21 protein-coding genes are annotated in these 25,634 nt (G+C 57.1%); 1 reads left to right on the top strand and 20 read right to left on the bottom strand.

Going from position 1 to position 25,634, the window contains the following annotated elements:
• Positions 1–11: 11 nt before the first annotated feature.
• The 19 genes from wcaL to LG383_RS04670 all read right to left on the bottom strand — a co-directional run bounded on the left by wcaL (position 12) and on the right by LG383_RS04670 (position 21,023).
• Positions 12–1,232 carry a colanic acid biosynthesis glycosyltransferase WcaL gene (gene wcaL / locus LG383_RS04760; RefSeq protein ID WP_225758451.1) on the bottom strand — a complete coding sequence of 407 codons (1,221 nt, stop codon included), beginning with the start codon at positions 1,230–1,232 and terminating at the stop codon, positions 12–14.
• Positions 1,229–2,509, bottom strand: a complete 1,281-nt coding sequence (gene wcaK / locus LG383_RS04755; protein ID WP_156264201.1) for a colanic acid biosynthesis pyruvyl transferase WcaK — start codon at positions 2,507–2,509, stop codon at positions 1,229–1,231. Before wcaK ends, wcaL begins: the two co-directional genes overlap by 4 nt.
• A gap of 15 nt (positions 2,510–2,524) precedes the next feature.
• Entirely contained in the window at positions 2,525–4,003 is a 1,479-nt protein-coding gene (gene wzxC, locus LG383_RS04750; protein ID WP_225758450.1) for a colanic acid undecaprenyl disphosphate flippase WzxC, read from the bottom strand.
• A 1-nt stretch (position 4,004) separates the two neighbouring features.
• A complete protein-coding gene (wcaJ, locus tag LG383_RS04745) occupies positions 4,005–5,399 on the bottom strand; it encodes an undecaprenyl-phosphate glucose phosphotransferase (RefSeq protein WP_106993492.1) in 1,395 nt (464 codons plus the stop codon).
• A 49-nt stretch (positions 5,400–5,448) separates the two neighbouring features.
• Positions 5,449–6,819: a colanic acid biosynthesis phosphomannomutase CpsG gene (gene cpsG / locus LG383_RS04740; RefSeq protein WP_225758449.1), complete on the bottom strand. Its 1,371-nt coding sequence runs from the start codon at positions 6,817–6,819 to the stop codon at positions 5,449–5,451.
• 118 nt (positions 6,820–6,937) lie between these two features.
• Positions 6,938–8,374: a mannose-1-phosphate guanyltransferase gene (gene cpsB, locus LG383_RS04735; protein ID WP_225758448.1), complete on the bottom strand. Its 1,437-nt coding sequence runs from the start codon at positions 8,372–8,374 to the stop codon at positions 6,938–6,940.
• A gap of 3 nt (positions 8,375–8,377) precedes the next feature.
• A complete protein-coding gene (gene wcaI, locus LG383_RS04730; RefSeq protein ID WP_225758447.1) occupies positions 8,378–9,601 on the bottom strand; it encodes a colanic acid biosynthesis fucosyltransferase WcaI in 1,224 nt (407 codons plus the stop codon).
• Positions 9,598–10,071, bottom strand: coding sequence for a GDP-mannose mannosyl hydrolase (locus LG383_RS04725; protein WP_225758446.1), 474 nt, complete (start codon positions 10,069–10,071; stop codon positions 9,598–9,600). The genes wcaI and LG383_RS04725 overlap by 4 nt, the downstream gene beginning before the upstream one ends.
• Positions 10,072–10,073: 2 nt before the next feature.
• Positions 10,074–11,039, bottom strand: coding sequence for a GDP-L-fucose synthase (locus LG383_RS04720; protein WP_225758445.1), 966 nt, complete (start codon positions 11,037–11,039; stop codon positions 10,074–10,076).
• A gap of 2 nt (positions 11,040–11,041) precedes the next feature.
• The gene (gene gmd / locus LG383_RS04715; RefSeq protein ID WP_106993498.1) at positions 11,042–12,163 is read right to left on the bottom strand and encodes a GDP-mannose 4,6-dehydratase; all 1,122 of its coding nucleotides are present in this window, start codon (positions 12,161–12,163) and stop codon (positions 11,042–11,044) included.
• Between the two features lie 27 nt (positions 12,164–12,190).
• Complete coding sequence (gene wcaF / locus LG383_RS04710) at positions 12,191–12,739, bottom strand: colanic acid biosynthesis acetyltransferase WcaF (protein ID WP_166182942.1); 549 nt, start codon at positions 12,737–12,739, stop codon at positions 12,191–12,193.
• A 15-nt stretch (positions 12,740–12,754) separates the two neighbouring features.
• Positions 12,755–13,501: a colanic acid biosynthesis glycosyltransferase WcaE gene (gene wcaE, locus LG383_RS04705; RefSeq protein WP_106993500.1), complete on the bottom strand. Its 747-nt coding sequence runs from the start codon at positions 13,499–13,501 to the stop codon at positions 12,755–12,757.
• An 11-nt stretch (positions 13,502–13,512) separates the two neighbouring features.
• Positions 13,513–14,733, bottom strand: coding sequence for a colanic acid polymerase WcaD (gene wcaD / locus LG383_RS04700; RefSeq protein WP_225759506.1), 1,221 nt, complete (start codon positions 14,731–14,733; stop codon positions 13,513–13,515).
• On the bottom strand, positions 14,708–15,925 hold the full coding sequence (gene wcaC / locus LG383_RS04695; RefSeq protein WP_106993502.1) for a colanic acid biosynthesis glycosyltransferase WcaC: 1,218 nt from the start codon (positions 15,923–15,925) through the stop codon (positions 14,708–14,710). Before wcaC ends, wcaD begins: the two co-directional genes overlap by 26 nt.
• Positions 15,922–16,410 carry a colanic acid biosynthesis acetyltransferase WcaB gene (gene wcaB, locus LG383_RS04690; protein ID WP_103792230.1) on the bottom strand — a complete coding sequence of 163 codons (489 nt, stop codon included), beginning with the start codon at positions 16,408–16,410 and terminating at the stop codon, positions 15,922–15,924. The genes wcaC and wcaB overlap by 4 nt, the downstream gene beginning before the upstream one ends.
• Before the next feature lie 2 nt (positions 16,411–16,412).
• The gene (gene wcaA / locus LG383_RS04685) at positions 16,413–17,252 is read right to left on the bottom strand and encodes a colanic acid biosynthesis glycosyltransferase WcaA (RefSeq protein ID WP_106993567.1); all 840 of its coding nucleotides are present in this window, start codon (positions 17,250–17,252) and stop codon (positions 16,413–16,415) included.
• A gap of 20 nt (positions 17,253–17,272) precedes the next feature.
• A complete protein-coding gene (gene wzc, locus LG383_RS04680; protein WP_225758444.1) occupies positions 17,273–19,435 on the bottom strand; it encodes a tyrosine-protein kinase Wzc in 2,163 nt (720 codons plus the stop codon).
• Positions 19,436–19,437: 2 nt separating this feature from the next.
• Positions 19,438–19,881 carry a low molecular weight protein-tyrosine-phosphatase Wzb gene (gene wzb, locus LG383_RS04675; protein WP_106993504.1) on the bottom strand — a complete coding sequence of 148 codons (444 nt, stop codon included), beginning with the start codon at positions 19,879–19,881 and terminating at the stop codon, positions 19,438–19,440.
• Between the two features lie 5 nt (positions 19,882–19,886).
• Positions 19,887–21,023 carry a polysaccharide export protein gene (locus LG383_RS04670; protein ID WP_225758443.1) on the bottom strand — a complete coding sequence of 379 codons (1,137 nt, stop codon included), beginning with the start codon at positions 21,021–21,023 and terminating at the stop codon, positions 19,887–19,889.
• Positions 21,024–21,715: 692 nt separating this feature from the next.
• Between LG383_RS04670 and LG383_RS04665 the strand changes: the two genes are divergently transcribed.
• Positions 21,716–23,299: a TerC family protein gene (locus LG383_RS04665; protein WP_225758442.1), complete on the top strand. Its 1,584-nt coding sequence runs from the start codon at positions 21,716–21,718 to the stop codon at positions 23,297–23,299.
• A gap of 475 nt (positions 23,300–23,774) precedes the next feature.
• Here LG383_RS04665 and asmA read toward each other — a convergent pair whose 3' ends face one another.
• The gene (gene asmA / locus LG383_RS04660; protein ID WP_225758441.1) at positions 23,775–25,628 is read right to left on the bottom strand and encodes an outer membrane assembly protein AsmA; all 1,854 of its coding nucleotides are present in this window, start codon (positions 25,626–25,628) and stop codon (positions 23,775–23,777) included.
• Positions 25,629–25,634: the final 6 nt, after the last annotated feature.

The raw sequence follows: 25,634 nt of genomic DNA, 5'->3' as shown, positions 1-25,634 counted from the left end.
CGCCTCCCTTTTTAAAGCGTCTGAAGCAGAGTGGCTAACTGCCGGTTAATCAGGTGTTGATTGAAATCGGTCTCTACTTTCCGGCGCGCGTTTTGCAGCACCGGCGAGAGCGCCCGATCGTCAAGTGAAGCAAAGCTCTCCAGCTGCCCGGCCAGTGCCGCCGGGTTGTTCTCTTCCACCAGCCAGCCGGAGTGGCCAGGCTCGATCAGTTCTGGAATGCCGCTGTGCACCGTAGAGACCACCGGGATCCCCACCGCCATCGCCTCCATCAGCGCCACCGGGATGCCTTCCATGTCGCCATCCGCGCCGGTGACTGACGGAAGCAAGAACACATCCGCGGCATCAAGCATGGCTTTAACTTCATGGCTGGGCTTGAACCCGGGCATCTCGACATGGGCTTCCAGCCCATACTGTTCGATCAGGGTACGCAGGCGGCGTTCCCAGGGGCCAATGCCGAGGATGCGATAGCGAAACGCCACCCCACGCTCTTTAAGCTGGCGGCAGGCCTCGATCGCCACATGCAGCCCTTTTTTCTCGGTCAGGCGCGCCACCGAGATAATTTCCAGCGGGCTTCCCGGGGCTTTAACCGGACGTTGGGTGAAGCGCTGCATATCCACACCCATGCGTGAGACGGTGATTTTCTCGGGCGGGCAGCCCATACTTTTGAGCCGTCCGGCCCAGAGATCGCTGATCGGCAGCATCATATCGCCACGCTGAAACAGGCGTTGATATTCCGGGGTGTAATGGTTCAGCACGTCGCGGCTGGAGATATCGATCCCGTGAAAGACGGTGGCGATTTTGCCCTCGATAACCCCGAGCTCGCGTAGCTTGGCCGCCGTCACACCGGCCGGGCCGAAGTGAGCGATAAACACATCCGCACGCCAGGGCTGTGCCGTCTGGCCGCAGATAGCGGAGAGGATCAGATTGCGCGACTCGGCACCATAGCGGGAGACGTTCAGCGCCTTCCAGGTGCCCGGGCGATGCAGCCCCCGGAGGGTCTGGCGGGCGCGGTAGCCCAGTTTCGCCAGCTTGCCCTGCGGCTCATCCTGCAGCCAGCGGGTTTTGCTGGCCAGGTCATATTGGGTCCAGGCGGCGTGGGTATTTTGTGTGTCGCCCTTCTGCAGGGCGACAATCTCCACGTCATAACCCATATCAATAAACGCGGTGATCTGGTTAAGCACAAAGGTTTCGGACGACAGCGGGAATTTCAGTAAGAAGAAACCAACCTTCATTTGCCCTCCCCGACCCGATCCAGCACCGATTTCACCATCCTGATGCCGTTCTCACGTTCGGCTTTCACCGCCACCGCCAGGCGTTCGTTGATGGCCGGCAGCTGGCCAAGGGTGTCGCCCACCATCGCGCCCAGGGAGCCATCCAGCAGATGGCGAATATCCACCGCCATCTCCGGCATCCCCAGCTGCTGCATGATCCCGGCAGACTTGTGTTCGTAGTTGATGGCAATGGCCGGGGTGCCAAAGTTCATGGAGATGATCGCCGAATGGAGACGGGTACCCACGGTCAGATCGCAGGCGCCCAGCAGTTTGCCCATCTCCAGGTCGTTAAGTTCGTCCATCACCACGTGATAGCGCGACGGATCGCTGACGTGCTGGCGCAGATTCAGCGCCACCATGCGATCATCTTTGTTGTAACTGTCGATCCCGGTACAGGTGGAGAGCGCCAGCACCTGATAGCCGCTATCCAGCACCCGGTTCACCACCTCAGCAAAAGCCTTTTCGTAGGCTGCCTGAGTGGTACCCAAACGTTTGTCGAACGGAGCCAGTTCGCGCAGGGTGATGGCGACGGTTTTTTGCTGCCCCACCACGTTCAGCCAGTGCTGCACCGCATAGCTGGGGGTAAAGTTCGCCTCCTGATGATCCACCAGCCAGGCGGTGTCCACCCCCTGCTCTACTTTGGTGGTGTCAATCTCGCTGCGCTGCATCAGATTCAGACTCACCGACTCACGCAGGATCAGAGCATCGCAGTGGCCAAACACATAGTTTGCCAGCTGGTTGAACTGTGGATCCTGGAATGGCCCGACGCTGTGGCCGACCATAAACAGCGGCTTTTTCGCCATAAAGGTACAGAGCGCATGCTCGAACTGCGGCACGCCGTAGAGGTCAACGAAGAAGGAGCCGCCCACCTGAATGATGGCGTCGTAGCCGGAAAGCAGACGGACAAAATCGGTAAAGCCCTGGGCGATGGCGATGTTGCGCAGCTTGCCGGTATCGGTCACGCGGGAGAGTAACACCTGGTGCTGATAGCGGCGGCGCAGCACCTTTTTCACCCGCCCCATTACCCCGGCAGCGTTGTTGTGCTGTTTCATCTGGCTGTAGAGCGGATCGCCCATCACCGGGCGGTTCAGCAGCCAGGAGGAGCTCACCGGGTAGCGGCTCATCACATCGACTTCAGTCTCCGGCGACAGCGCGTAAATGGCATCCAGCAGGCCGCGCAGAATGGCGCTGTCACCACGGTTACCACAGGTATGGTTGCCCAGAATCAGTAATTTCATAATGACCTCTTAAAATTAGCCTGCGCGAAGCAGCGTTTTAATCTTTTCGTTGCGGCAGAACTGACGTTTGATCTCTACCACCAGCGCATTACGCGACAGCACAATCATCACCGCGAAGGCCAGCGCACCGGCAGCGACCTGCACCGCCAGCAGCGCCGCCAGCGGCAGATGGCCGTTAAGGGCTAGCCCTAAGCCATAGCTCACCGCCAGCGTCGGCAGCGACAGGTAAAACGGCAGCCACAGGCTCAGGATGTACTGGCGATAGCTCGAGCCCAGCACCGGCTTAATCATCACGAAGTAGCTCAGCACGGTGTTAATGATTTGCACCAGCAGGAAGCCCAGCGTCACCCCCATCGCGCCGGCCAGATGGCCGCCGATGACGATCGCCGGAATAAACAGGAATGTCTTGAAAACGTTGAATTTGAAGCTGATATCAACGCGGGCTTTGGCCATAAGCAGGGACCCAATCGGGTTACCGACCGAGCGCAGCAGGCCCACCACGCACAGCAGCTGCAGGATCGGCACAATGCTGACCCACTTTTCACCGAACACCAGCGGCACCATATTGCCGGAGACCACCATCAGCCCCAGCAGGGTCGGGAAGTTAATGATCCCCACCACCGACAGCAGCTTGTAGAAGTTGATCCGCAGCTTTTCAGTGTCGTCCTGAATTTTGGCAAAGGCCGGGAACAGCACGCGGGTGATGATCGGGTTGAGCTTCATCGGCGGTACCACCGCCACGTTGTACGCCAGGTTATAGCCCCCCGCCACGCTGGCGCCGAGGATGCGCGCCAGCACCAGCGTAGAGAGGTTGGTGTTCACATAGTTGATGATGCTGTCGGCGGTCAGCCAGGCGCCGAAGCGCAGGTTGGATGATACCGATTTGAGCGAGAAGTGGAGGCCAGGGCGGTAAATCTTGCGACCAAAGAAGCCGAACAGCAGTGTACGTACAGCAGAGTTGACTAGATAACCAAGGATGGCGGTCATCGCCAGCGGCCAGAAGTGGGCGCTGACCACGGTAAAGGTAAACCCGGCCAGCACGGCGCTGGTTTCAATCATGCCGATTTTGCTGAACTCCAGCTCCTTTTGCATCAGCGCGCGGAACTGCTGCCCATGCGGGATTACCACAAACGCAAACGACAATGCGCGCATCAGCGGGGCCAGCTCCGGGTTGTTCAGTGCGCCAGCGATGGCATCGCTCAGCAGAAACAGCGCCACGCACACCACAATCCCCAGTCCGACGTTCAGCCAGTAGAGGGTGGTCAGCTCCAGATGGCTGATCTCCTTACGCTGAATAATCGAGTTGGCGATGCCGAAGTCCGACAGCGTATCGGCGAGAGCGATAATCACCAGCGAGACGGTCAGCAGGCCAAACTGGTGGTTATCGATAATGCGCGCCAGCACCGTCATCTGCACCAGCCCGAGGCCGATGATGATCACCGTGGCGATAGCCGACCACTTTGCCCCGCTGAGGGTTTTTTCACGTAAGCTCATCTTAATACGCCGCTTTGTTCACAAAGCCCTTGAAGACGGTAAGAAACACAATTTTGATATCGAACCAGAGGCTCCACTCGCGGATGTACTCCAGGTCGAACTCAATGCGTTTTTCCATCTTCTCCAGGGTGTCGGTTTCGCCGCGCCAGCCATTGATCTGCGCCCAGCCGGTGATGCCCGGTTTCACTTTGTGGCGCAGCATGTAGCCTTCAATCAGAGCGCGATACTGCTCGTTATGCGCCACGGCGTGCGGACGCGGGCCGACAATCGACATGCCCCCGGTTAACACATTAATAAACTGCGGCAGTTCGTCGAGGGAGGTACGACGCAGGAAGTTACCGACGCGGGTGACGCGCGGATCGTTTTGCGTCGCCTGGGTCACCACCTCGTCGTTCTCCATCACCTTCATGGAGCGGAATTTCCACACCATAATCGGCTTACCGTCCATACCGTAGCGGGTCTGGCGGAAGATAACCGGCCCTTTTGATGTGAGCTTCACCGCCAGCGCAATGGCACAGAGCACCGGGGAGATCAGGAGCAGGATCAGGGATGAGAGGACGATATCCTCCACGCGCTTCAGCACCCGATTGAGGCCGGAGAGCGGCGTGTCATACAGCGGCACCACCGGCACGCCGTTTACCTCTTCAATGCGGGAATGCAGGATGTTAAAGGTAAATACATCGGGGATCAGGATCACCGAGCAGGTGGTGTCCGCCAGTTTGCGCATCAGGGTTTTGATTCTGGCCTCATCGCTCATCGGCATGGCGATATAGACGTTGTGGATCTTGCCAGCTTTGGCATCGTCTACCAGTTGGGAGTAGTTCCCCGCCCAGTCAGCCGATACGCCACCGGGTTGGGCGTCGTGATAAACCCCGACCACGTCAAACCCCAGCCACGGCTCTTTACGAAAACCGTCCAGCAGCGCCAGTCCGGCGGGCATACTCCCGGCCACCGCCACCCGACGGGTGTTGTAGCCGCGGTTACGCAGCCAGCCTGCGCCGTAGCGGATCAGCGATCGGCAGACCACCATCCCCACGCTGGTGAGCAGGTACCAGGCAAAATAGGTAGCAAAGCGATTATCAAAGTCGTTGTTGAAGGCCACCAGCCCGAAGCTGAACACCAGGCTCAAGGTCCAGTTCTGCAACAGCAGCAGCAGCTCGGTGGCGATCTTGACGCCACGCCATGAGCGGTAGAAATCAGTCATGCCGCCGATCATCTGGAAGACCACCAGCGCGATCAGCGCCATCAGCAGATGCATGTAGAGGAAGGGCAGCCCGCTGAGTTTACACACCATCCACAAGCCACCGAACATGATGGTGATATCAGAAAAACGCTGCACCATAGAGATTAACGATGCATTCGTTTTGGCTCGCTCGCGCTTTTTTAGATTTGTCATCGTTGTTCCTGTTTCAGGGGCCCCTCCCCCGTCGGGAGAGGGGCAAGGATTACTGATTCAACAGCGCCATAATGTCCTGCGTTCGCGCCGCCATCAGCGCCGCATCGGCGCGGGATTCCACGTTCAGGCGCACCACCGGCTCGGTGTTCGACGAGCGTAAATTGAAGCGCCACTGGGGGAAGGTCATGCTGATCCCGTCGGTGCGGTCGATCTCCAGCGCGTGCAGAGCGAAGTGGTTCTCCACGCGGGCAATCGCCTCGGCCGGGGCCGCGAGCGTGCTGTTGATCTCCCCGCTCGCCGGGAAGGCCGCCATGCGGTCGCGCACCAGCTCACCCAACGTCTGGCCCTTCAGGCACAGCAGTTCAGTGACCAGCAGCCACGGGATCATCCCGCTGTCGCAGTAGGCAAAATCACGGAAGTAGTGATGAGCGCTCATCTCTCCGCCGTAGATCGCATCCTCTTCCCGCATCCGCTCTTTGATAAAGGCATGGCCGGTTTTCGACATCACCGGGGTGCCGCCCGCCGCAGCCACGACATCCACCGTGTTCCAGGAGAGACGCGGGTCGTGAATAATGCGCGAGCCGGGGTTTTTCTCGAGGAAGGCTTCAGCCAGCAGGCCGACAATGTAGTAGCCCTCGATAAACTGCCCTTTTTCATCGAACAGGAAGCAGCGGTCGAAGTCGCCGTCAAAGGCGATGCCCATGTCCGCGCCGTGCTCAATCACCGCGTTGCGGGTATCGGCCCGGCACTCCGGCAGCAGCGGGTTTGGAATACCGTTCGGGAAGGTGCCGTCCGGGGTGTTGTGGACTTTAACGAAGGTCACCGGCACGTTAAGCGCTTTAAAGCGGGCTTCCAGAGCGTCCACCACCGGGCCTGCCGCGCCGTTGCCGGAGTTGATCACCAGCTTCAGCGGCTTGAGGTTCGCCAGGTTGATGTAGCCCAGCAGGTGATCGATATAGGCCTCACGCAGATCAATCTTTTTATAGCTGCCGCGTTTCGCCTCGTTCACCGGCGGGAAATCGTTGGCTTCCGCCAGACGCTGGACGTCACGCAGACCGGTATCGCCGCTGATCGGGCGAGCCCCTTCGCGCACCAGCTTCATGCCGTTGTAGTCCATCGGGTTATGGCTGGCGGTCACTTCGATCCCGCCGTCAACGCCCAGATGGAAGGTGGCAAAGTAGATCTCTTCGGTGCCGGACAAACCGATATCCAGCACGTCAACGCCCGCATCCTGCAGCCCTTTCGCCAGGGCCAGTTTCAGGGCTTCGCTGGTCAGACGCACGTCGCCGCCCAGCACAATGGTCTTTGGCTTTAAATATTCGCCGTAGGCGCGGCCAATGCGCCACGCAATGTCTTCATTCAGCTCTTCACCGAGCTTGCCGCGAATATCGTAGGCTTTAAAACAGGTTAATTTTTGCATCATTACCCCTTATTCAGGCAACAGTTGGCCCGACCCAAACAGGGCCAATTTAATTTTTTGTTTTGCGTCATTCGTAGGCCGGATAAGCAACGCGCATCCGGCAAGCCACGCTCAGGGGCTAAACCCGCCCGTAGCGATCCTCGAAGCGAACGATGTCGTCCTCTTCCAGATACGAGCCGGAGCGCACTTCAATCAGATCGAGTGGGATTTTCCCCGGGTTTTCCAGGCAGTGGGTCGCCCCCAGCGGGATGTAAATGGATTCATTTTCACCCAGCAGCGTCACCACATCGTTAATGGTCACTTTGGCAGTTCCCGCCACCACCACCCAGTGCTCGGCGCGATGATGGTGCATCTGCACCGACAGCCCCTCGCCCGGTTTCACGGTGATGCGTTTAACCTGATAGCGATCGCCCTCGTCGATGGAGTCATATTTGCCCCACGGACGGTACACTTCACGGTGAATGTGGTGCTCATGGCGGCCATCGGCTTTGATCTGCTCGACCACTTTTTTGACGTCCTGCACCGCGTTGCGATCGGCAATCAGCACCGCGTCTTTGGTCTGGACCACCACCAGATCCTTCACCCCGACGGTAGTCACCAGCCCGGATTCAGCGTAGACGTAGCTGTTTTCCGTTTTATGGCTGATTACATCCCCGTGATGAACGTTGCCTTCCGGCGTCTGGTTGCTGATTTCCCACAGCGAGGACCAGGAGCCAACATCGCTCCAGCCAGCATCCATCGGCACCACCACTGCATCGGCGGTGCGTTCCATTACCGCGTAATCCACGGATTCATCCGGGCAGGCGAGGAACGCGGCTTCGTCAACGCGGATAAAGTCCAGATCCGGGTCAACGGTAGCCATCGCTTTTTCGCAGGCGTCCAGAATATCGGGGCGGTACTTCCGCAGCTCTTCCAGATAACGTCCGGCGCGGAACAGGAACATGCCGCTGTTCCAGTAATACTCGCCGCTGGCGACATAGGCCTGGGCGGTTTCCAGATTCGGTTTTTCGACAAACTGCGCCACGTCAAAGGCGAGGTTGTCCCCCTCACCCGGCGTCACGTTGCCACGGCGAATGTAGCCATAGCCGGTTTCCGGCATATCCGGCACGATGCCGAAGGTCACCAGCTTGCCGCTTTCGGCATAAGGAATGGCTGAACGCACGGCCTCGCGGAACGCCTCTTCCTGCTGGATCACGTGATCCGCGGCCAGCACCAGCATCAGCGGATCGCAATCCGGGCTGCTGCGCTGGGCGGCCAGCGCCGCCAGGGCGATGGCCGGGGCGGTGTTACGTCCGGCAGGTTCCAGAATGATATTTTCGGTCAGCTTGTTCAGCTGACGCAGCTGCTCGGCGACGATAAAGCGGTGCTGTTCGTTACAGATCACCACCGGACTTTCACACATCACGCCGTTCAGGCGGTTGACCGTAGTCTGCAGCATGGTGAGTTCCCCTTTCAGGCAGAGGAACTGTTTTGGATAGAGCACGCGGGAGAGCGGCCACAACCGGCTGCCAGAGCCACCTGCCATTACCACCGGGTACAACGTATTTTTACTCATGATTTATCCCCGAATATCTGCAATAAACTGGCTCAGCACGTTCTCTTTCTCGAGCGTGCGTTCGGCATAGTCACGGGCTACCCTGTTCTCTTTGGGCATGTTCAGCGCCTGTTCGATCCCCTCTACCAGCGCGGGTACCGACTCCGGCTCCACACAGACGGCGATCCCCGGCAGGTTGTCACACAGCTGGCCCAGCTCGGTGTGGGCTTCGGCAGTGATCACCGCGTTGCCGCCCACTGCCAGAATGTTGGTCAGCTTGGAGGGCAGGACCGCATCCGCCGCGCCGCGCTTCTGTATCACCAGATGGCAGTCGGCCATCTTCAGCAGCGCCGGTAAGGCATCGTAAGACTGCAGCGGGAAGAACTGAATGTTATGCAGGTCGCGCTCGCGGGCCAGTTTCTCCAGCCGCGCTTTGCCGCCACCCTGGCCGACAATTACAAACTGCAAGGGCTTATCGCTGAGCGCGGCGGCAGCATCGATGACGCTCTCCAGACCCTGCTTCTCACCGATATTGCCGGAATAGAGAACAATCTTTTGCGCCTCAGCCAGACCCAGCTGTGCGCGCAGCGCTGCTGCATCGTCAGATGTGACGTCGCGAAAACGCGCCACTTCCGACCAGTTTGGGAAGAAGATCACCTTCTCCGCCGCCACGCCCTTCTCCTGCGCTTTGTTCATCATCGAGCGGGAGATGGTCGAGACATAATCCACGTTATGCAGGCCGCTGCGCTCAAAGGCGCTGGCCAGTTTCGCGACTTTGCCGCCCTTGCCTTTGCCCGCCATGCCCAGACCGAGCATGGCGTCCACTTCATAATCCTGAATGTGCAGCAGAGTGCGGGCCCCGGAGAGCTTGCCCAGCAGGCGCATGCCTGGGGTGCAAAACAGGGTCGGCACCACGCCAATAATGCGATCCGGCTTCCAGCGACGTTGCGCCATCAGCGGGAAGAAACTGCTCAGGGCAAAACTGCCCAGATGAATCAAACGCTTTAAGGTCGATGGCTGTTTCGGCACATACAGCGGGCAGCGCCAGACGGTGGCAGCTCCCTCTTCGCGACGATAGCGCCAGTTTGAATAATTTTCGCCCACCTGCCACTCAGGGTAATAAGGCGGGGCCGTAATGACCCGCACCTCATGCCCCTGGCTGGCCATCCACTCCACCATCTCGCCGGTGTATTTGCCGATACCGGTGAGCTCCGGGGAGTAGTTAATGCCGTACACCAAAATTTTCATAAACCCGGCACCCCTGACTGATCCAGGAAGTAGGCCCGGCTGTTGTCATGCACGTTATCGCTGGCCAGAAGCTGTTCAGGCGTCAGCCAGCGGTAGTCGTCATGCTGAGAATCAGGCAGACGCAGGTCTGCCTCATTCACCTTCAGGCGATAGCCCAGCACCACGTAGTGGGTGGTGAAACCGGTGCCGGAAAAGTTGTCGTCATAGAAGTGCTGCCAGACCCCGTAGAACTGCCCCGCCGTCATCGGCAAACGCAGCCCCAGCTCCGCCTGTGTCAGACGGGCAAAGGCATTTTCCAGCGTCTCGTCTTTCTGCACTCGCCCACCCGGCACGAACCAGTAGCCCTGAGCCGGACGGTTGGTGCGTTGCCCGAGCAGGAACTCCCCCCGCTCGTTCTCCACCACCAGATCGATGGAGATAAGCGGAGTGGAACGCACCACAGTGGCAAAATCTTCCTGACTTAAAAACATATCTACCCCCGGAACCGCTGCTGGTTTTCCAGGAACCACTGGTAGGTACTGGCCAGCCCTGCGGCCAGCGTCACCTCGTGGAACCAGCCCAGCTGATGCAGACGGGTCACATCCAGCAGCTTGCGCGGCGTGCCGTCGGGTTTGCTGGCATCGAAGGCCACGCGGCCTTTGTATCCCACCACCTGAGCGATAGTCTCGGCCAGCTCGCGGATAGTGCAGTCCACTCCGGTGCCAACGTTGATGTGCGACAGCATCGGCTCGGTGTTCTCCTGCCACACCTCGCGAGCCAGCTCCATCACGTGAATGCTGGCGGCGGCCATGTCATCCACATGCAGGAACTCGCGCATTGGCGTGCCGCTGCCCCACACCACCACTTCCGGTGCGTTGCTGACGGTCGCCTCGTGAAAACGACGCAGCAGCGCCGGGATCACGTGCGAGTTGCTCGGGTGGAAGTTATCGTTCGGGCCATACAGGTTGGTCGGCATCACCGAGCGATAGTCGCGACCGTACTGGCGGTTATAGGATTCGCACAGCTTGATCCCGGCAATCTTGGCGATGGCGTAGGGCTCGTTGGTCGCTTCCAGCGTGCCCTGCAGCAGCTCGCTCTCGGCGATGGGCTGTTTGGCCATCTTCGGGTAGATACAGGATGAGCCGAGGAACAGCAGCTTGTTCACGTTATGCAGATGCGCAGCGTGAATGATGTTGCTCTCAATCATCATGTTTTCGTAGATGAAATCTGCCGGATAAGTGTTGTTGGCGACAATGCCGCCCACTTTTGCCGCCGCCAGATAGACCTGGTCGATGCGCTGCTCGGCAAAAAATGCCTGTACCGCGCCCGCATCGAGCAGATTCAGTTCATCACGGTTGCGAACGACCAGTTCGACGTTACCGCGCTGTTCCAGCTGGCGAACAATCGCGGAACCCACCATTCCGCGATGACCGGCAACAAAAATTCGTTGTTTGCTCATACTCAGGACTCCAGCGCGATGGCAACCTCGTAGCCATGGGACTTGAGCAGGGAGTGTTTCTTCGCCGCTTCAAGATCGTGGGCAACCATCTCTGACACCATCTCCTGGAGGGTGATTTCCGGCTTCCAGCCCAGTTTTTCGTGCGCTTTGCTTGGGTCGCCGAGCAGGGTTTCCACCTCAGCAGGACGGAAGTAGCGCGGGTCAACCTGGACAATCACATCGCCCGGCTTCACACCCGGTGCGTCATGGCCGGTCACGGAGACCACGATACCCTTCTCTTCCACGCCGGTGCCTTCGAAGCGCAGCTTGATACCCAGCTGGGCGGCCGCCATCTCAACGAACTGACGCACGGAGTACTGCACGCCGGTGGCGATCACGAAGTCTTCAGGTTTTTCCTGCTGCAGCATCATCCACTGCATTTTCACGTAGTCTTTGGCATGGCCCCAGTCACGCAGGGAGTCCATGTTGCCGAGGTGCAGGCAGGATTCCAGACCCTGAGCAATGTTGGCGATGGCGCGGGTGATTTTACGGGTCACGAAGGTTTCGCCGCGGCGCGGGGATTCGTGGTTGAACAGAATACCGTTACAGGCGTAGATGCCGTAGGACTCGCGGTAGTTCACGGTGATCCAGTAGGCGTACATTTTAGCCACGGCATACGGAGAGCGCGGGTAGAACGGGGTGGTCTCTTTCTGCGGGATCTCCTGCACCAGGCCATACAGCTCGGAGGTAGACGCCTGATAGAAACGGGTCTTCTTCTCCAGACCGAGGAAGCGAATGGCTTCCAGCAGACGCAGGGTACCCATGGCATCCACGTCGGCGGTGTATTCCGGGGATTCGAAGGAGACCGCTACGTGGCTCATCGCGCCCAGGTTGTAAACCTCATCCGGCTGCACTTCCTGCAGAATACGGGTCAGGTTGGAGCTGTCGGTCAGGTCACCGTAGTGCAGGTGGAATTTCGGGTTTGCTGCATGTGGATCCTGGTAGATATGATCCACGCGCTCGGTGTTAAACGAGGAGGCACGACGTTTGATTCCGTGCACTTCGTAGCCTTTTTCCAGCAGGAGTTCCGCCAGATAAGAACCATCCTGTCCGGTAACGCCGGTGATGAGAGCGACTTTAGACATGTTTATTTTCTCCAGACTTATCAGAAGTTATTCAGTTTCAACGCGTTCGCGTATCACCACTGCGGGATTGCCACGGCAAAGCTTATTTGCCGGAAGCGATTTAAAAACACTGCTGCGCGCACCAACAACGGTGCCATCGCCAATGGAAACACCCGGCGCGACAAAGACATCGGTCGCCAGCCAGCATTTCTCACCCAGGGTGATGGGCTGCGCATTAATATCAAAATGTTGACTCATATAATCGTGACTGCCGGTGCAGAGATAACACTTCTGCGACACCACTGAATTGGCGCCAATCGAAATATCACCCAGCGTATATAACACCGCCTCGTCACCCACCCAGGCGTTATCCCCTAAGGTTAATTTCCACGGGTAAGTAATTTTTACCGACGGGCGAATCACTACGTTTTTTCCGATTTTTGCGCCAAACAGACGTAATAAAAAGGCGCGCCAGCGGTACATTATTTGCGGCGACCAGGCAAATAACGTCGCCTGAACTGCCCACCATAACTGCACCTTAATACCGCCTGCGCCACGAAATCCTTTTGGCACAGAGAAGCCACTTAATTCCTGCATCGTGTTTCCTTATATTCAGGCTTTGTTATATAAGGCTTTTGTTTTACCGGTCGTTTTCAGACGCAATAAATAAGACAATTCCGCGAGCACACCCGGCATGCGCAATATTTCGCGCTGCACTTTTTTGGCATCCTGGCATAATTCAAGATTATTCGAGGTTGACACGCCGCCCATCGAGAATTCAGATACCAGCCCCGGGAGACGTTTAAACGGATAACCGGCTTTATACATTCTGGCGGTCAGGGCGTAATCCGACGAGACGCGGTACTGCAGATCGTACGGGTACGTTTTTAATCCGCTTACCGGAAAGAAAATCGCCTGATGGCTAGCCGGCAGGCTGTGGTAAATATACCAGCCCGGTTTCGCCGCCCGGCGCACTTTATTTCCGTCACCAAAATCGAGTAACGCATCGCCGAGGATCATGGCGTTACCCTGCACGTCACCGAGCTGGCGTACAAACTGCGCCACATCGTCATGAAAAATGTCGCCAGAATTGAGGAAGATCGCGTAGCGACCCTGCGCCATGTCGATGCCTTTATTCATGGCATCGTAGATACCGCGGTCCTTCTCGCTGACGTAACGTAAGTTGAACTCACCGTTCAGTTTTTCGAGAAATTCTGCCGTGCCGTCGTTGGAACCGCCATCCACCACAATCCATTCAAAACTGAGGCTGGGATCGCGGGCCAGGTTGCGCAGCGAACGCCAGGTTTTTACCACGCCGTCAAGATTACGGAAGGCAACAGTAATAACGCTGAGTAACATAAACCACCTCGTTATGAATGCGTAATATTAAGCGCCTTGCGCAAAATAAACGGGCAAACAATTAAGAATGCGTATTCCGGGCTAAATATTGACCCGGTAAAAAACAGCGACACCGGCGTAAAAAGATAAAGCTGTACGCGAAAATTCTGATTATCACCAAAAGCGCTGATCGTCATTTTGAAAACTTTGAACAGATACCACGCCGTTAATAACACTGCGAACCACGAAAAATAAATAATCAGCAGATACAGGCCATTGTCTATGGTTTTTCCGACGTCCGCACCGTTAAAGATTCCGAATGATGCGACATATTCGTAAAGTGAGCCGAATCTGACTACGCCATCAATATGGGTTAAAGAGTAACCCACCATCACCAGCGGACCGATAATACGATAATAAGATGACGATCCCTCGGTACCCAAATCACCCAGGCGTTCGGAAATATACGGGAAGGCAAATACCACCCCGACCAGGAACACTGACAATGAAATGATCGCTAAAGGTAACTTTTTCTTGATCGCCTCTTTATTCAGATACTGAAACGCCCACTCAAGAAGGTAAAACAGGATAAAGGTCATTACCCCGGAGAACGATCCTGACAGGACTATTCCTGCAAGAATCATAGCATCGCTCTTGGGCGTTTTGATACCAAACTGTTTGATGCTGAGCCAAATTGAGATTAACGCCAGAGCAAAGAATGCCGGTTCGAAATAGAGTGCCGTCGTACGCTTGCCACCAAATTTAATGAAATTCAGTACATAGCTATTACTGTAAATAAGATATTTCGAAATTATTTCCATCAGGCTACTGCCGCCTGTCAAAATAATTTGCGCCATCTCCAGCGCCGCTATCGTCACAATGATGCCGATGACCAGATAAAAGAACCTGAGGATCTTCCGATAATTGTGCGGCGAGATGGTTTTAAAGCGAATACTCCACACCATCCCGATAATGATCACGATATAGACAAACAGCATGGTGGAGGTGACATATTTGCTGGCGTCCAGCGACTGACCAAAGATGTAGTTAAAGGCCGTCAGCCCCACCCCCAACCCCAGGGCAATCATCAGTTTTTTCACGCTGATCTTGTCGACAAACAGCAACAGCAGCAGCGGTAAGAAGGTCACGATGGTGATCGGGAAGCTTTCACCCAGCTGGGCAATTTTGACGTTGACCAGCAGGTAGATCAGCGGCAGCAGCAGATAGCTACAGATTCTGATAGAACGAGACATACTCCTCCAGCATCTGTTGTCCACTGTAGGCCTGACGGCTGCGGGTGCGGAACGATTCCAGGTCAGTGCCAAAAACGGCCTGTGCAATTTCCGCCTTCGACAGCTGCACCAGCGGCAGCACCTCGTTTTCTGTGAAGGTTTTTCCCCCTGATTTCTCCAGCACTTCCCGCGCCGCGTCGCTGTGGGTAGCGATCACCGGCACGCCGATGGAGAGCGCTTCGCACAGGATCAGCGGGTAGTTATCAACCCGGGAGCTGAACACCAGCGCATCCATGCCGTTCAGGGCGCTCATCAGCTTGCGCTTGTCGGTTTCGAAGCCGTGATTAATCACGTTGGCACCGTCAAAGGGCGAAAACTTCCCGAAGGTGTGTAGCTCGATTTTGTCCCCGAGGGCCATGATCTGGCGCACCAGCTGCTGGTTGGTTTTGCCGTCGTAGCGCAGGTCGTGGGCAACCACCGCGATTTTCGGTTTGCCCGGCGTCACGGCGACCGGGGTCAGCTCGGCCAGAATCTCTTCGGTGGCCACGTCGATGCCGTTGTTGATGATTCGGCAGCGCCCTGCCCCGTACAGGCTGTTAAACGCATCGGCCACGTGCTGGCTGGGGGAGATGAACTGACAGCCGAGCGCCAGCATGTCGCGGAACAGTTGACGTTTACCGGCCACCAGCTGATGAGCGCGATCCACCTTCACCGGAGGATAGTTGCCGAGCGTCGGGCACTTCTGGCAATTCTCTTTCCAGCCTTCGCAGCCGTCGGTAAAGGCGCAGCGGCCGGTGACGCTCCAGTGATCGTGCAGGGTCCAGACGAACGTGGTATCGGGTTTGTGCGCCTGCACTTTCTCGCAGAAGGCCACGACCTCTTCCAGCTTCAGCCAGTAGCTGTGCAGGACGTGAAAATGCAGCACTACCGGGCCTGCGGTGCGGGTCACGGTGCGATACAGGCTGTTAAGGTTGCCGAACAGATCGCGGTTAAAGAGACGGAACAGCGCAATATTCGCCACCGAGGTCAGACGCGGGGTATGTTTCACCACCTGCGGATAGCGGTCGTGGCTGACGCTCTTCTTGCCGCCCTTGCCGTAGCCGTAGATAAAGCGCGACTGAAGCCCTTTTTGCAGCGCGCGCTGGTGCAGATCCAGCGCCACCCCTGCCGCCCCGCCCTCGGCGAGACGCACGTTAAATTGCAGAATATTCATTTGATCACCTTCACCCGGGCCTTCTCGCCCACCACCAGTGCGTTGTCCGGGATGCTGTCGAGCACTACGCTTCCGGCTCCGATGGTGACGTTATTGCCTACGGTGATATCACCAATCATCACCACGTTGGCGCCCAGCTCAACGTTATTGCCAATCACCGGGCAGGCAAGGCTGTCCGGACCGCGGTTGCCGAGAGTCACGCCGTGGCGGATGGTAAAATCATCCCCGGCAACCACGAATTTATTGATCACCACGGCATAGCCGTGGTGAATGGTAAAGCGCCGTCCGATGGTGGCCGCGGCCTGGATTTCATAGCCGAAGAAGCACTCGGTGATGATGCGGTACAGCACCAGCACCGGGGCCGCCCACAGGTTGTTGAGGACGTTCTTTTTGCGCCAGACGGAGCAGAAATGGGCCACCCGGTAGGCCAGCACCATGCAGCAGGGGCGCAGGCTCCAGCTGTTTGCGCGACAATCTTCCAGCACCATTATTTCCCCCGCAGTCCGTCAGCCAGACGCTTACCGTTGCGCACCGAGATCAGCGTCAGCAGCGTGCGCCAGTTCATGCGCTTGTTGCGGATCTGATACAGGGTAAACAGCTGATACTTGCGGCTGGCGCGATCGAACTTGTCCCGGTGTTTGCGGTAGAAGTGGAAGTAGCCGGAGAACTTTTTCGGCGAGGAGGTGATCTGCATCTCGCCGTGGTTGATGTGCAGGATCTGCGTCGCCTCGTCCACCTTCCACGGCTCGCCATACTCCACCACCATCCGCAGGAAGATGTCGTAGTCCTGGGCGGCCTTCAGTTCGGTATCGAACAGGCACTCCTTGAAGCGCCATGCCCAGGTAAAGACCTGATTGCCGATGATGTTGCGCTTGTAGAACAGGCGGCGCGAGTAAGGTGATTTCGGGTACAACGGCAGACTGGCGGGCTGGGAGTAGACCTCCCCCTCGCAGACGTAGTCGTTGGCATACAGGAACGCATGGGTCACCAGATGATGCTGATGCGCCAGGAAGGTCGAGAGCCGGTTCGGCGTCCACTCATCGTCGTCATCAATACCGGTCAGGTACTGACCGTTGGCCTGCAGGATCGCCTGATTGCGTACCGCGCAGGCACCGGAGTTGATGGCGTTGTGGGTGTAGACCACCCGCGGATCGTTGAGGTCAGTGACAAACTGCTGCAGCTGTTCCCAGGAGGAGGAGCAATCATCGACGATGATCAGCTCCCAGTGGTCGTAATCCTGGCGCAATACCGACTTTATCGCACGGATCGCCAGCTGCTGACGGTTCCATGTCGGCATATAGATAGAAATCAAAGGGCGTGTTGTCATGGTATTCCCCGAATGGCTCATTACTTGCTGTCCGACTTATATTCGTACTCGTAATACCCGTAATCCTGATAACCAGCGGCACGGCGGAAGATGGAGTTGAGGATCACCCCTTTCACCGGAATGCCGTTCTGCTCGAAGCGGCTGAGGCTGGTTTCGACCTCTTTCAGGGTGTTGACCGCATAACGCGCCACCATCAGGGTGGTGCCCGCGTGGCGACCCACGATTGCCGCATCGGTGACTGCCAGGATTGGCGGGGTATCGATGATCACCAGGTCATAATTCTCGCTGGCCCACTTCACCAGTTGGGTGAAGCGCTCGCTCATCAGTAGTTCCGACGGGTTCGGCGGCACCTGCCCGCGGGAGACCAGGTCGAAGTTAGGCACGGAGGTCGGTTTCGCGCACTGGGTGATATCGCCCTTGCCGAGCAGAATGTCCGACAAACCGTTAACGTTGTTGGTGCCCAGCAGCTCGTGGGTGTAGCCCTTACGCATATCGCAGTCGATCAGCAGCACACGTTTGTTGGTCTGGCTGACCACCGCAGCGAGGTTGGCGCAGACGAAGGTTTTCCCGATCGACGGGCTGACCCCGGAGAGCATCAGCACGTTGTTGCTGGCCTGCATCATGGCGAAGTGCAGACTGGTGCGCAGGCTACGAATGGCTTCGATGGCCAGATCCGTTGGGTTACCGACTGCCAGCAGCTGGCTCTGTTTGTAGCGTTTAACCCCGTTAGTGGTTTTGACGCTGTCACGGGACTTCTGCCACTCGGAGAGCGGGATGCTGGCGTAGACGTTGATACCGTGCTCTTCCAGCACCTGCGGGCTTTCGATCCCACGGTTAAACAGGGAGCGCAGCAGCACGCCAACGATGGAGAGCATCAGGCCGAGAATAATGCTGCCGAGAATAATCAGCGCCTTCTTCGGCTTCAGCACGCCGGGCTGGGTGATGGCCGGATCGACAATCCGCACGTCGCCTACGGTGCTCGCTTCGGTGATCTTCAGCTCCTGCTGTTTGTTCAGCAGCTGCATATAGACCTGCTGACCGGACTCCACGTCTCGGGTCAGACGCAGGATCTCCTGCTGGGTTTTTGGCATCGCGGTGACGCGGCCATTGAGCTTCGCTTTTTCCTCTTCCAGGGTCTGGCGTTTTTCCAGCAGCGTGCGGTAGGCAGGGTGACGTTTGGTGTAGAGCTTGGAAATTTCCGCCTCTTTAAAGGTCAGCTCGTTGAGCTGGGCGTCGATGTTGACCATCGAATCCAGCACCGATTTCGCTTCCAGCGGCAGGTCAACGGAATCTTTATCCTGACGGAAGGCGTTGAGCTTGTTCTCGGCTTCATCCAGATGGCCGCGCACTTCCGGGAGCTGTTTGGCAAGGAAGTCGAGACTTTTTGACGCCTCTTCCGACTTACGCTTCACGTTCTGCGCCTGGTAGTTGCGGGTGATGCTGTTGAGAATGTCGCGGATCTTATCCTTGTCTTCCCCGGTAAAGGTCAGACTCAGCACCCCGGTATCTTTCCCGGTTTCGGTGACCGTCAGGTTGCCCTGCAGGTTATTGATCATTCCCAGCATTGAGAATTTGCTGACGGTGAACTCGCTGCCGCTCTGGGCATGAATGGCGCTAACCATCATGCTCACGCCGTCTTTGGTCAGCATCTCCCCCACCTTGCCGCGGGCGCTAAAGCCGGCGTCGCTGGTGAGTTCATACTGATCTTTGCCCAGCACCCCGAGGGTGAAGACCTGACTTGCTCCCCCGGCAGGCAGGGTAAAGGTGGTGACTTTGACGGTGTCGTTCTGACGGCCCATCAACCGGTCCCAGCCCGCGCCAAACACCGGGAAGGTGTTTTTGCTGACGCCGATGTCGAGATCCAGATCGTCCACGGTTTTACCCAATACCAGGCGGGACTGGATCAGCTCAATTTCCGCCTGCGAGGCGGGCGGCTTGTTCGCCAGCGCTGAACCAATGTCCTGCACCAGCGAGCTGCCGCTGTTCTGCTCGATTTGTACCAGCGCATCGGCGCTGTAGATCGGCGTAGCGAAGAGGGTGTAAATCACCGCCGCAACGGCAAATACCGCGGTGATGCCTATCACCCACCAGCGCGCCTCGACCACGGTGCCGATCAGGCGACCAATATCAATCTCATCACCGCCCGCACTCGGGGAGGAAGAAGGTTTTACGTTTGCTGTCATTATTATCCCTGCTGAACGTTCAGTGCCTGTGCCCACTGGCGGGCAGACTGGTCGAGTAAGGTGTAAACCGCCTCAAACGCTTCATGGCTTTTGCGATACGGATCGGGGATCTCACGCTCATTGTCCCAGTGACCAAACAGCATCACCTTGCCGCGCATCTCCGGTGCGATATCGCACAGGGCGTGGATGTGGCGTTTTTCCATGGCGAGGATCAGGTCGTAGTCCCGGCACAGGCTGGCTGTCACCTGACGGGCGCAATGCCCGTCGAGCGAAAGCTGATGCTCTGCCGCGACCTGACTTGCGCGCTCATCGGCCCCTTTGCCGACCAGCGCGCCCAGCCCGGCTGACGCGACGGTCAGCTGTGGCTGGTACTGTTTTAAAAGCCGCTCAGCGGTGGGGGAACGGCAGATGTTCCCCACACAAACCACCAGAATTTTGTTAAACATCGTTATCACCAGTTGTGGTACTGATGTACCGTGTCGGTCATGGTATGGATATTGTTGATAGTCGGCATCAGCTGGTTCATCACACGGTTCCAGCGCGTAATCGGCGCGGTGGTGACGTAGACCACGTCATACGGCTGGAGGCGGAACCCGGTTGCCATCACCAGCGAGGTCGCATCAGACATATCCAACTGGTAGACGTTGGCAATCTTGCCCTTCCCACCATTTCCGGTGATCGGACGGATCACGAAGATGCCGCTGGCGTCGGAGGTGCTCATATCCAGCCCTTCCGCGTTGCCCAGCGCTTCGGTCAGGGTCATACCGCTGAAGTCCATCTTGAGGGTGCTCTGTTTCTTCACTTCGCCCATCACGAACACTTTCAGGTCGTCATTGCGCGGCACAAACAGGATGTCACTTGGATAGAGCAGACGGTTCTGGCTCAGGTCGCCGTTCTGCATCAGCGCCTGCAGGGAGATACGCTCCTCTTTACCTTTATGGGTCAGCACCGCATTGCGCCAGTCGGCGCCATCGGTGAGCCCGCCCGCGGCGTTGATGGCGTCGAGCACCGTCAGCGGCACGTTGGTGATCGGCTGCTGGCCAGATTTATTCACCTGGCCGGAGACATAGACTTTCTGTGAACGGAATGCGGCGATATTAACGTCCACCTGCGGATCGGCGATGTACTGCGCTAAACGGCCGGTAATATCACTACGAATCTGGGAGAGCGTTTTGCCGGCAACACGTATTTTGCCGACATAGGGATAGAACATGGTGCCATCCGACTGAACCCAGTTACCGGCATCGCTGGAGCTACGATACTGCCCCGCCGGGGTGGTTAGTTCCGGGTGATCCCAGACGGTAACGTTGATGACATCTCCAGGCCCTACGCGGTACTGGTAGTTGGCGATCTCCTGCTCGAGGTCGACATTCGGCCGTGCGACAACCGGGCGGGGGCGTAATTGTTCAACCAGCTGCGGGGTCATTGGATAAACATTCACCATGCGGTTGATATCAAAATCAGCATCCTGCTGTTTAATCACATCCTTGCCCGATGTTGACATATTGCTGCCGGGAAAGACCGTACAACCACTCATCAAGGTCACAGACACCAATAATGGCATCAATTTCATTTTGGATTTCATCATTGATTATTTATCACTATGGAAGAGTAATTATCCTGTGCATTTAAATAAGCGCGGAGGCGTATTACTTTTAGCATGCAGTCAATAAAAGTGAAATATAACTGGCATCAGTCCTAAAAGAGGCTTATTTGCATTCAGACTATTGACAGAATAATCGAGGCTGATTAACACGCTTTCAGGCACGCTACCGCCCTTGGCTTTCAGTTACCAATCTACTGTTTAAACAGTAAGTTATGAGTAAACACCCTCTTTGGCACGGCATAACGAAAAATATAAAAGGCCGGATAATTCCGAACGCGATATAAGTTTTTCATGTCATTAAACCGATACAGAAATAGCAGCAAAAAACAGCGCAATTTGATGCTGAAAGAATTGTTGCAGCTAACGGAATAGCAGGCAAGGAAACATCAACGAAGGCGTGGCTTTTAAGATTAATATTAACGGCCACACTTCTGCATTTTTAGGAATAGCTTGATATTGACTTTATTGAAGGAAGCACTTTGACCTGCGATATTTCTTATTTTGCGATAATACAGACTATTCACAATATTAACCCACAGAGCGCAGGGTTTATTTCCACCGTGATTCAGTAAAATCTGTACAGATAAATGTCCGGCTGGCATTGCATTTTTCAGGCGCAGTATCCATGATCGAAATGTGACAATTGTCATATAACAAAAGGTATTACTCACACTATGGAATGGATAGCAGATCCATCAATATGGGCCGGGCTGGTCACCCTGGTGGTGCTGGAACTTGTGCTCGGTATCGATAACCTGGTCTTTATCGCTATTCTCGCCGAAAAACTGCCCCCTGCTCAGCGCGACCGCGCCCGCATTACCGGCCTGTTAATGGCGATGGTGATGCGCCTGCTGCTGTTGGCCTCTATCTCCTGGCTGGTGACGCTCACCCGCCCGCTGTTTACCGTCCACGGTTTTGGCTTTAGCGCCCGCGATCTGATCATGCTCTTTGGCGGGTTTTTCCTGATCTTCAAAGCCACCATGGAGCTTAACGAAAGGCTTGAAGGCAAGGACAACGAGAACCCCACCCAGCGGCGCGGGGCCAAATTCTGGGCTGTGGTAGCGCAAATCGTGGTGCTGGACGCCGTCTTCTCCCTGGATTCAGTGATCACCGCCGTGGGGATGGTCGATCACCTTGGGGTGATGATGGCCGCGGTGATTATCGCCATTGCCCTGATGGTAATGGCCAGCAAGGCGCTCACCCGCTTCGTCAACGATCACCCGACGATTGTGATTTTATGCCTGAGCTTCCTGCTGATGATCGGCTTTAGCCTGGTGGCAGACGGTTTTGGCTTCCACATACCGAAAGGCTATCTGTACGCCGCGATTGGTTTCTCGGTGATTATTGAGGCGCTGAACCAGCTGGCCATCTTCAACCGCCGCCGCTTCCTCTCTGCCAATCAGACCCTGCGCCAGCGCACCGCCGACACGGTTATTCGCCTGCTGAGCGGTAAAAAGGAGGATGCCGAGCTGGATGCGCAGACGGCTTCGCTGCTGGCCGACCACGACAACAGCCCGATCTTTGCCCCGCAGGAGCGGAGAATGATTGAGCGGGTGCTGCATCTCAACCAGCGCTCGGTCAGCAGCATCATGACTTCGCGCCACGATATTGAACATATCGACCTGAACACGCCCGAGAGCACCATTCGTGCGCTGCTGGATAAAAACCAGCACACCCGTATTGTGGTCACCGGCGGGGAGCAGGAGGAGGAGCTGCTGGGCGTGGTGCACGTTATCGATCTGCTCAATCAGCAGCTGCGCGGCGAGCCGCTCAACCTGCGTGTGCTGATCCGCCAGCCGCTGGTGTTCCCGGAAGTGCTGCCGCTGCTGCAGGCCCTGGAGCAGTTCCGCAACGCGCGCACCCATTTCGCCTTCGTGGTGGATGAGTTTGGTTCTGTAGAGGGGATCGTGACGCTCAGCGACGTGATGGAGACCATTGCCGGTAATCTGCCGAACGAAGTGGAAGAGATCGACGCCCGGCACGATATTCAGAAGAATGCCGACGGCAGCTGGACCGCCAACGGCCATATGCCGCTGGAGGATCTGGTGCAGTACGTACCGCTGCCGCTGGACGATAAGCGCGAATACCACACCATTGCCGGTCTGTTGATGGAGTATCTGCAGCGGATCCCGCAGCCGGGGGAAGAGGTTCAGGTGGGAGATTATGCGCTGAAAACCCTGGAGGTGGAAAACCACCGGGTGCAGAAGGTGCAGCTGATCCCGCTGATGACGCAGGATGATGTGGATTACGAGTTGTGATGCGTTCCCCTCACCCCGCCCTCTCCCCATAGGGGCGAGGGAGAAAACACGATCGAGTTCAGTCTATAAGACCGCACCAGACTGTTCCCTCTCCTCTCTGGGGAGAGGGTTAGGGTGAGGGGAAAAAACGCTTACTGAAGCTTATCCAGTAACTTCTTCACATCTTTGCCGTTCTGCGACTCCTCACCCCGCCCTCTCCCCATAGGCGCGAGGGAGAAAACACGATCGAGTTCAGTCTATAAGACCGCACCAGACTGTTCCCTCTCCCCTCCGGGGAGAGGGTTAGGGTGAGGGGAAAAAGCGCTTACTGAAGCTTCTCCAGTAACTTCTTCACATCTTTGCCGTTCTGCGACTCCTCACCCCGCCCTCTCCTCATAGTGGCGAGGGAGAAAACACGATCGAGTTCAGTCTATAAGACCGCACCAGACTGTTCCCTCTCCCCTCCGGGGAGAGGGTTAGGGTGAGGGGAAAGCGCTTACTGAAGCTTCTCCAGTAACTTCTTCACATCTTTGCCGTTCTGCGAATCTTTGTTCTTCTCCGCCCAACCACTAAGACGACGTTTCGCCTCATCCTGAAGATGTTTACGCAGCAGCTGATCCACCTGCAGGCTGTAGTTCAGCGCCTGCCAGTTGCCGTAGACGTTCAGCGGGATCGGCGTGGTTTTCAGGAAATCGATCAGCCTGCTTTCACCCAGCCAGCCCTCCAGCACGCGGATTTTGAAGCGGGTGTCGGCCGTCTCTTTGATCAGATCCAGACTCCCGTTTCCTTCGAGCGTCAGCATTGGCGATTCACCCTGCATATCCTTCAGCGTCACCTGCCCTGCGTTGAGGCTCAGGTCGGTGACAAAGCTGTCCAGACGGGTCGCGTTGTCGACGTTCTCTTTTACCTTCACGTTGCTGCTACGCTCCACCGCCTGCTGCACCAGCTGCTGGAAGTTAAGCCCTTCCATGCGGGTGTTCTGCATTTCCAGATGGGCCTGGCCCTGCCAGTGGTGACGGAAGGCGTCGGCGTCAATCTTGCTGCCCGAGAAATCACCGGCCATGGTCAGGCTACCGGTGAGCGAAATCGGGTAGTTAAAGGCCTTCAGAATGGTGCCGATCTCAATGTTATCCAGACGCGGCTGGAAAGAGGACCGGGCGACCGCTTTACGCACGTCGAGCGTGCCGGGTAAAGAGATATGCCCTTCTCCCATTTTACCGCTCAGCTCAGCAATGGTCAGAAGGCCGTTCTTGTTGGTCATCTGGCTGCTGACCTGGCTGAAGTCCATACCCCGCCAGTGCACGCTGTTGGCTTTCAGCAGGATATCGGCGCTAAAGCCGCGCAGGCCGTTGTAATCGGGCTGCTCCAGGTTGGAGGAGATCACCGGGCGCTGAGGTTTGGCCTGCGTTTGCCCCTGCTGCACCGCCTCGCCGTCGGCGGCCGCGGCGGCCTGGGCCGGGAGCAGGTTTTCCAGATTAAGATTGTCGAACTGCAGGTTCATGTTCCACTGCGGTTCGCTGCCAAGGATCACGCTGGCCTGGCCGGTCATCGCGCTGTCATTGGCCTGTAAATTGAGTTGATTGAGTTCAAGCTGCTTCTGCTCTTCACGCCACTGCGCCTGCAAAGTACCCTGGCCGCTGATGCCCTGTGCAGGCAGATCGACGCCGGTCAGTTGCCAGCTCAACTGCTGGATGTCAGCGCTCAGCAGGTGCGGATAGTCAGAGGCATTCACATTGGCGGCGAGGGAAAGCGTCAGATCGCGCTGATTGCGGTTAATGCGGCCGCTGAAGTCGATCTTGCCTTTGTGATGCTCATCCTGCTCCATCTGCAGGTTGATATTGCGCACCGTGACCTGCTCGTCACCTTCGTGCTGGAACACCAGCAGGCTGTCGGCCACCTTCAGGCGGCCAATATCGAATGACCAGCCGGCATCTTCCGCTTTATCCGGGAGGGTGTTCTCACGTGGGGCCACCGGCGCATCGGCGTTACGCACCGCCTCAGACTGCGGGGTCAGCTGGATCACCGCCCCTTTGAGCATCACCTCATTGACCTGCAGCTGATGCGAAAACAGCGGCATCAACGCCACGTCGAGGCGCATATTGTCGGCAGCCACCAGCGGCACCGACGCTCCCGGCGCGGTAAGGGACATGCGCCCGGAGAGGATGCTCAGCTGCGGCCAGACGTGCCAGCGCAGCGGCCCCTCCAGCTTCAGCGCATACCCGCTGCGGACCTCGACCTGACGCACCATGTAGGCGCGAAAGTCATTGGGGTTGACCAGCAGAACCAACGCTGACAGGCCAGCAACCAGCACCACCAGCAAAATCATCAGCGTTGTCAGAACTCTTCTCATGGCTTC

It is taken from the genome of Leclercia sp. Marseille-Q4284, from assembly GCF_916618945.1.
In the GTDB taxonomy this organism is placed as follows: Bacteria; Pseudomonadota; Gammaproteobacteria; order Enterobacterales; family Enterobacteriaceae; genus Enterobacter; species Enterobacter tamurae.
This window is presented reverse-complemented; position numbering and strand designations above follow the sequence as displayed.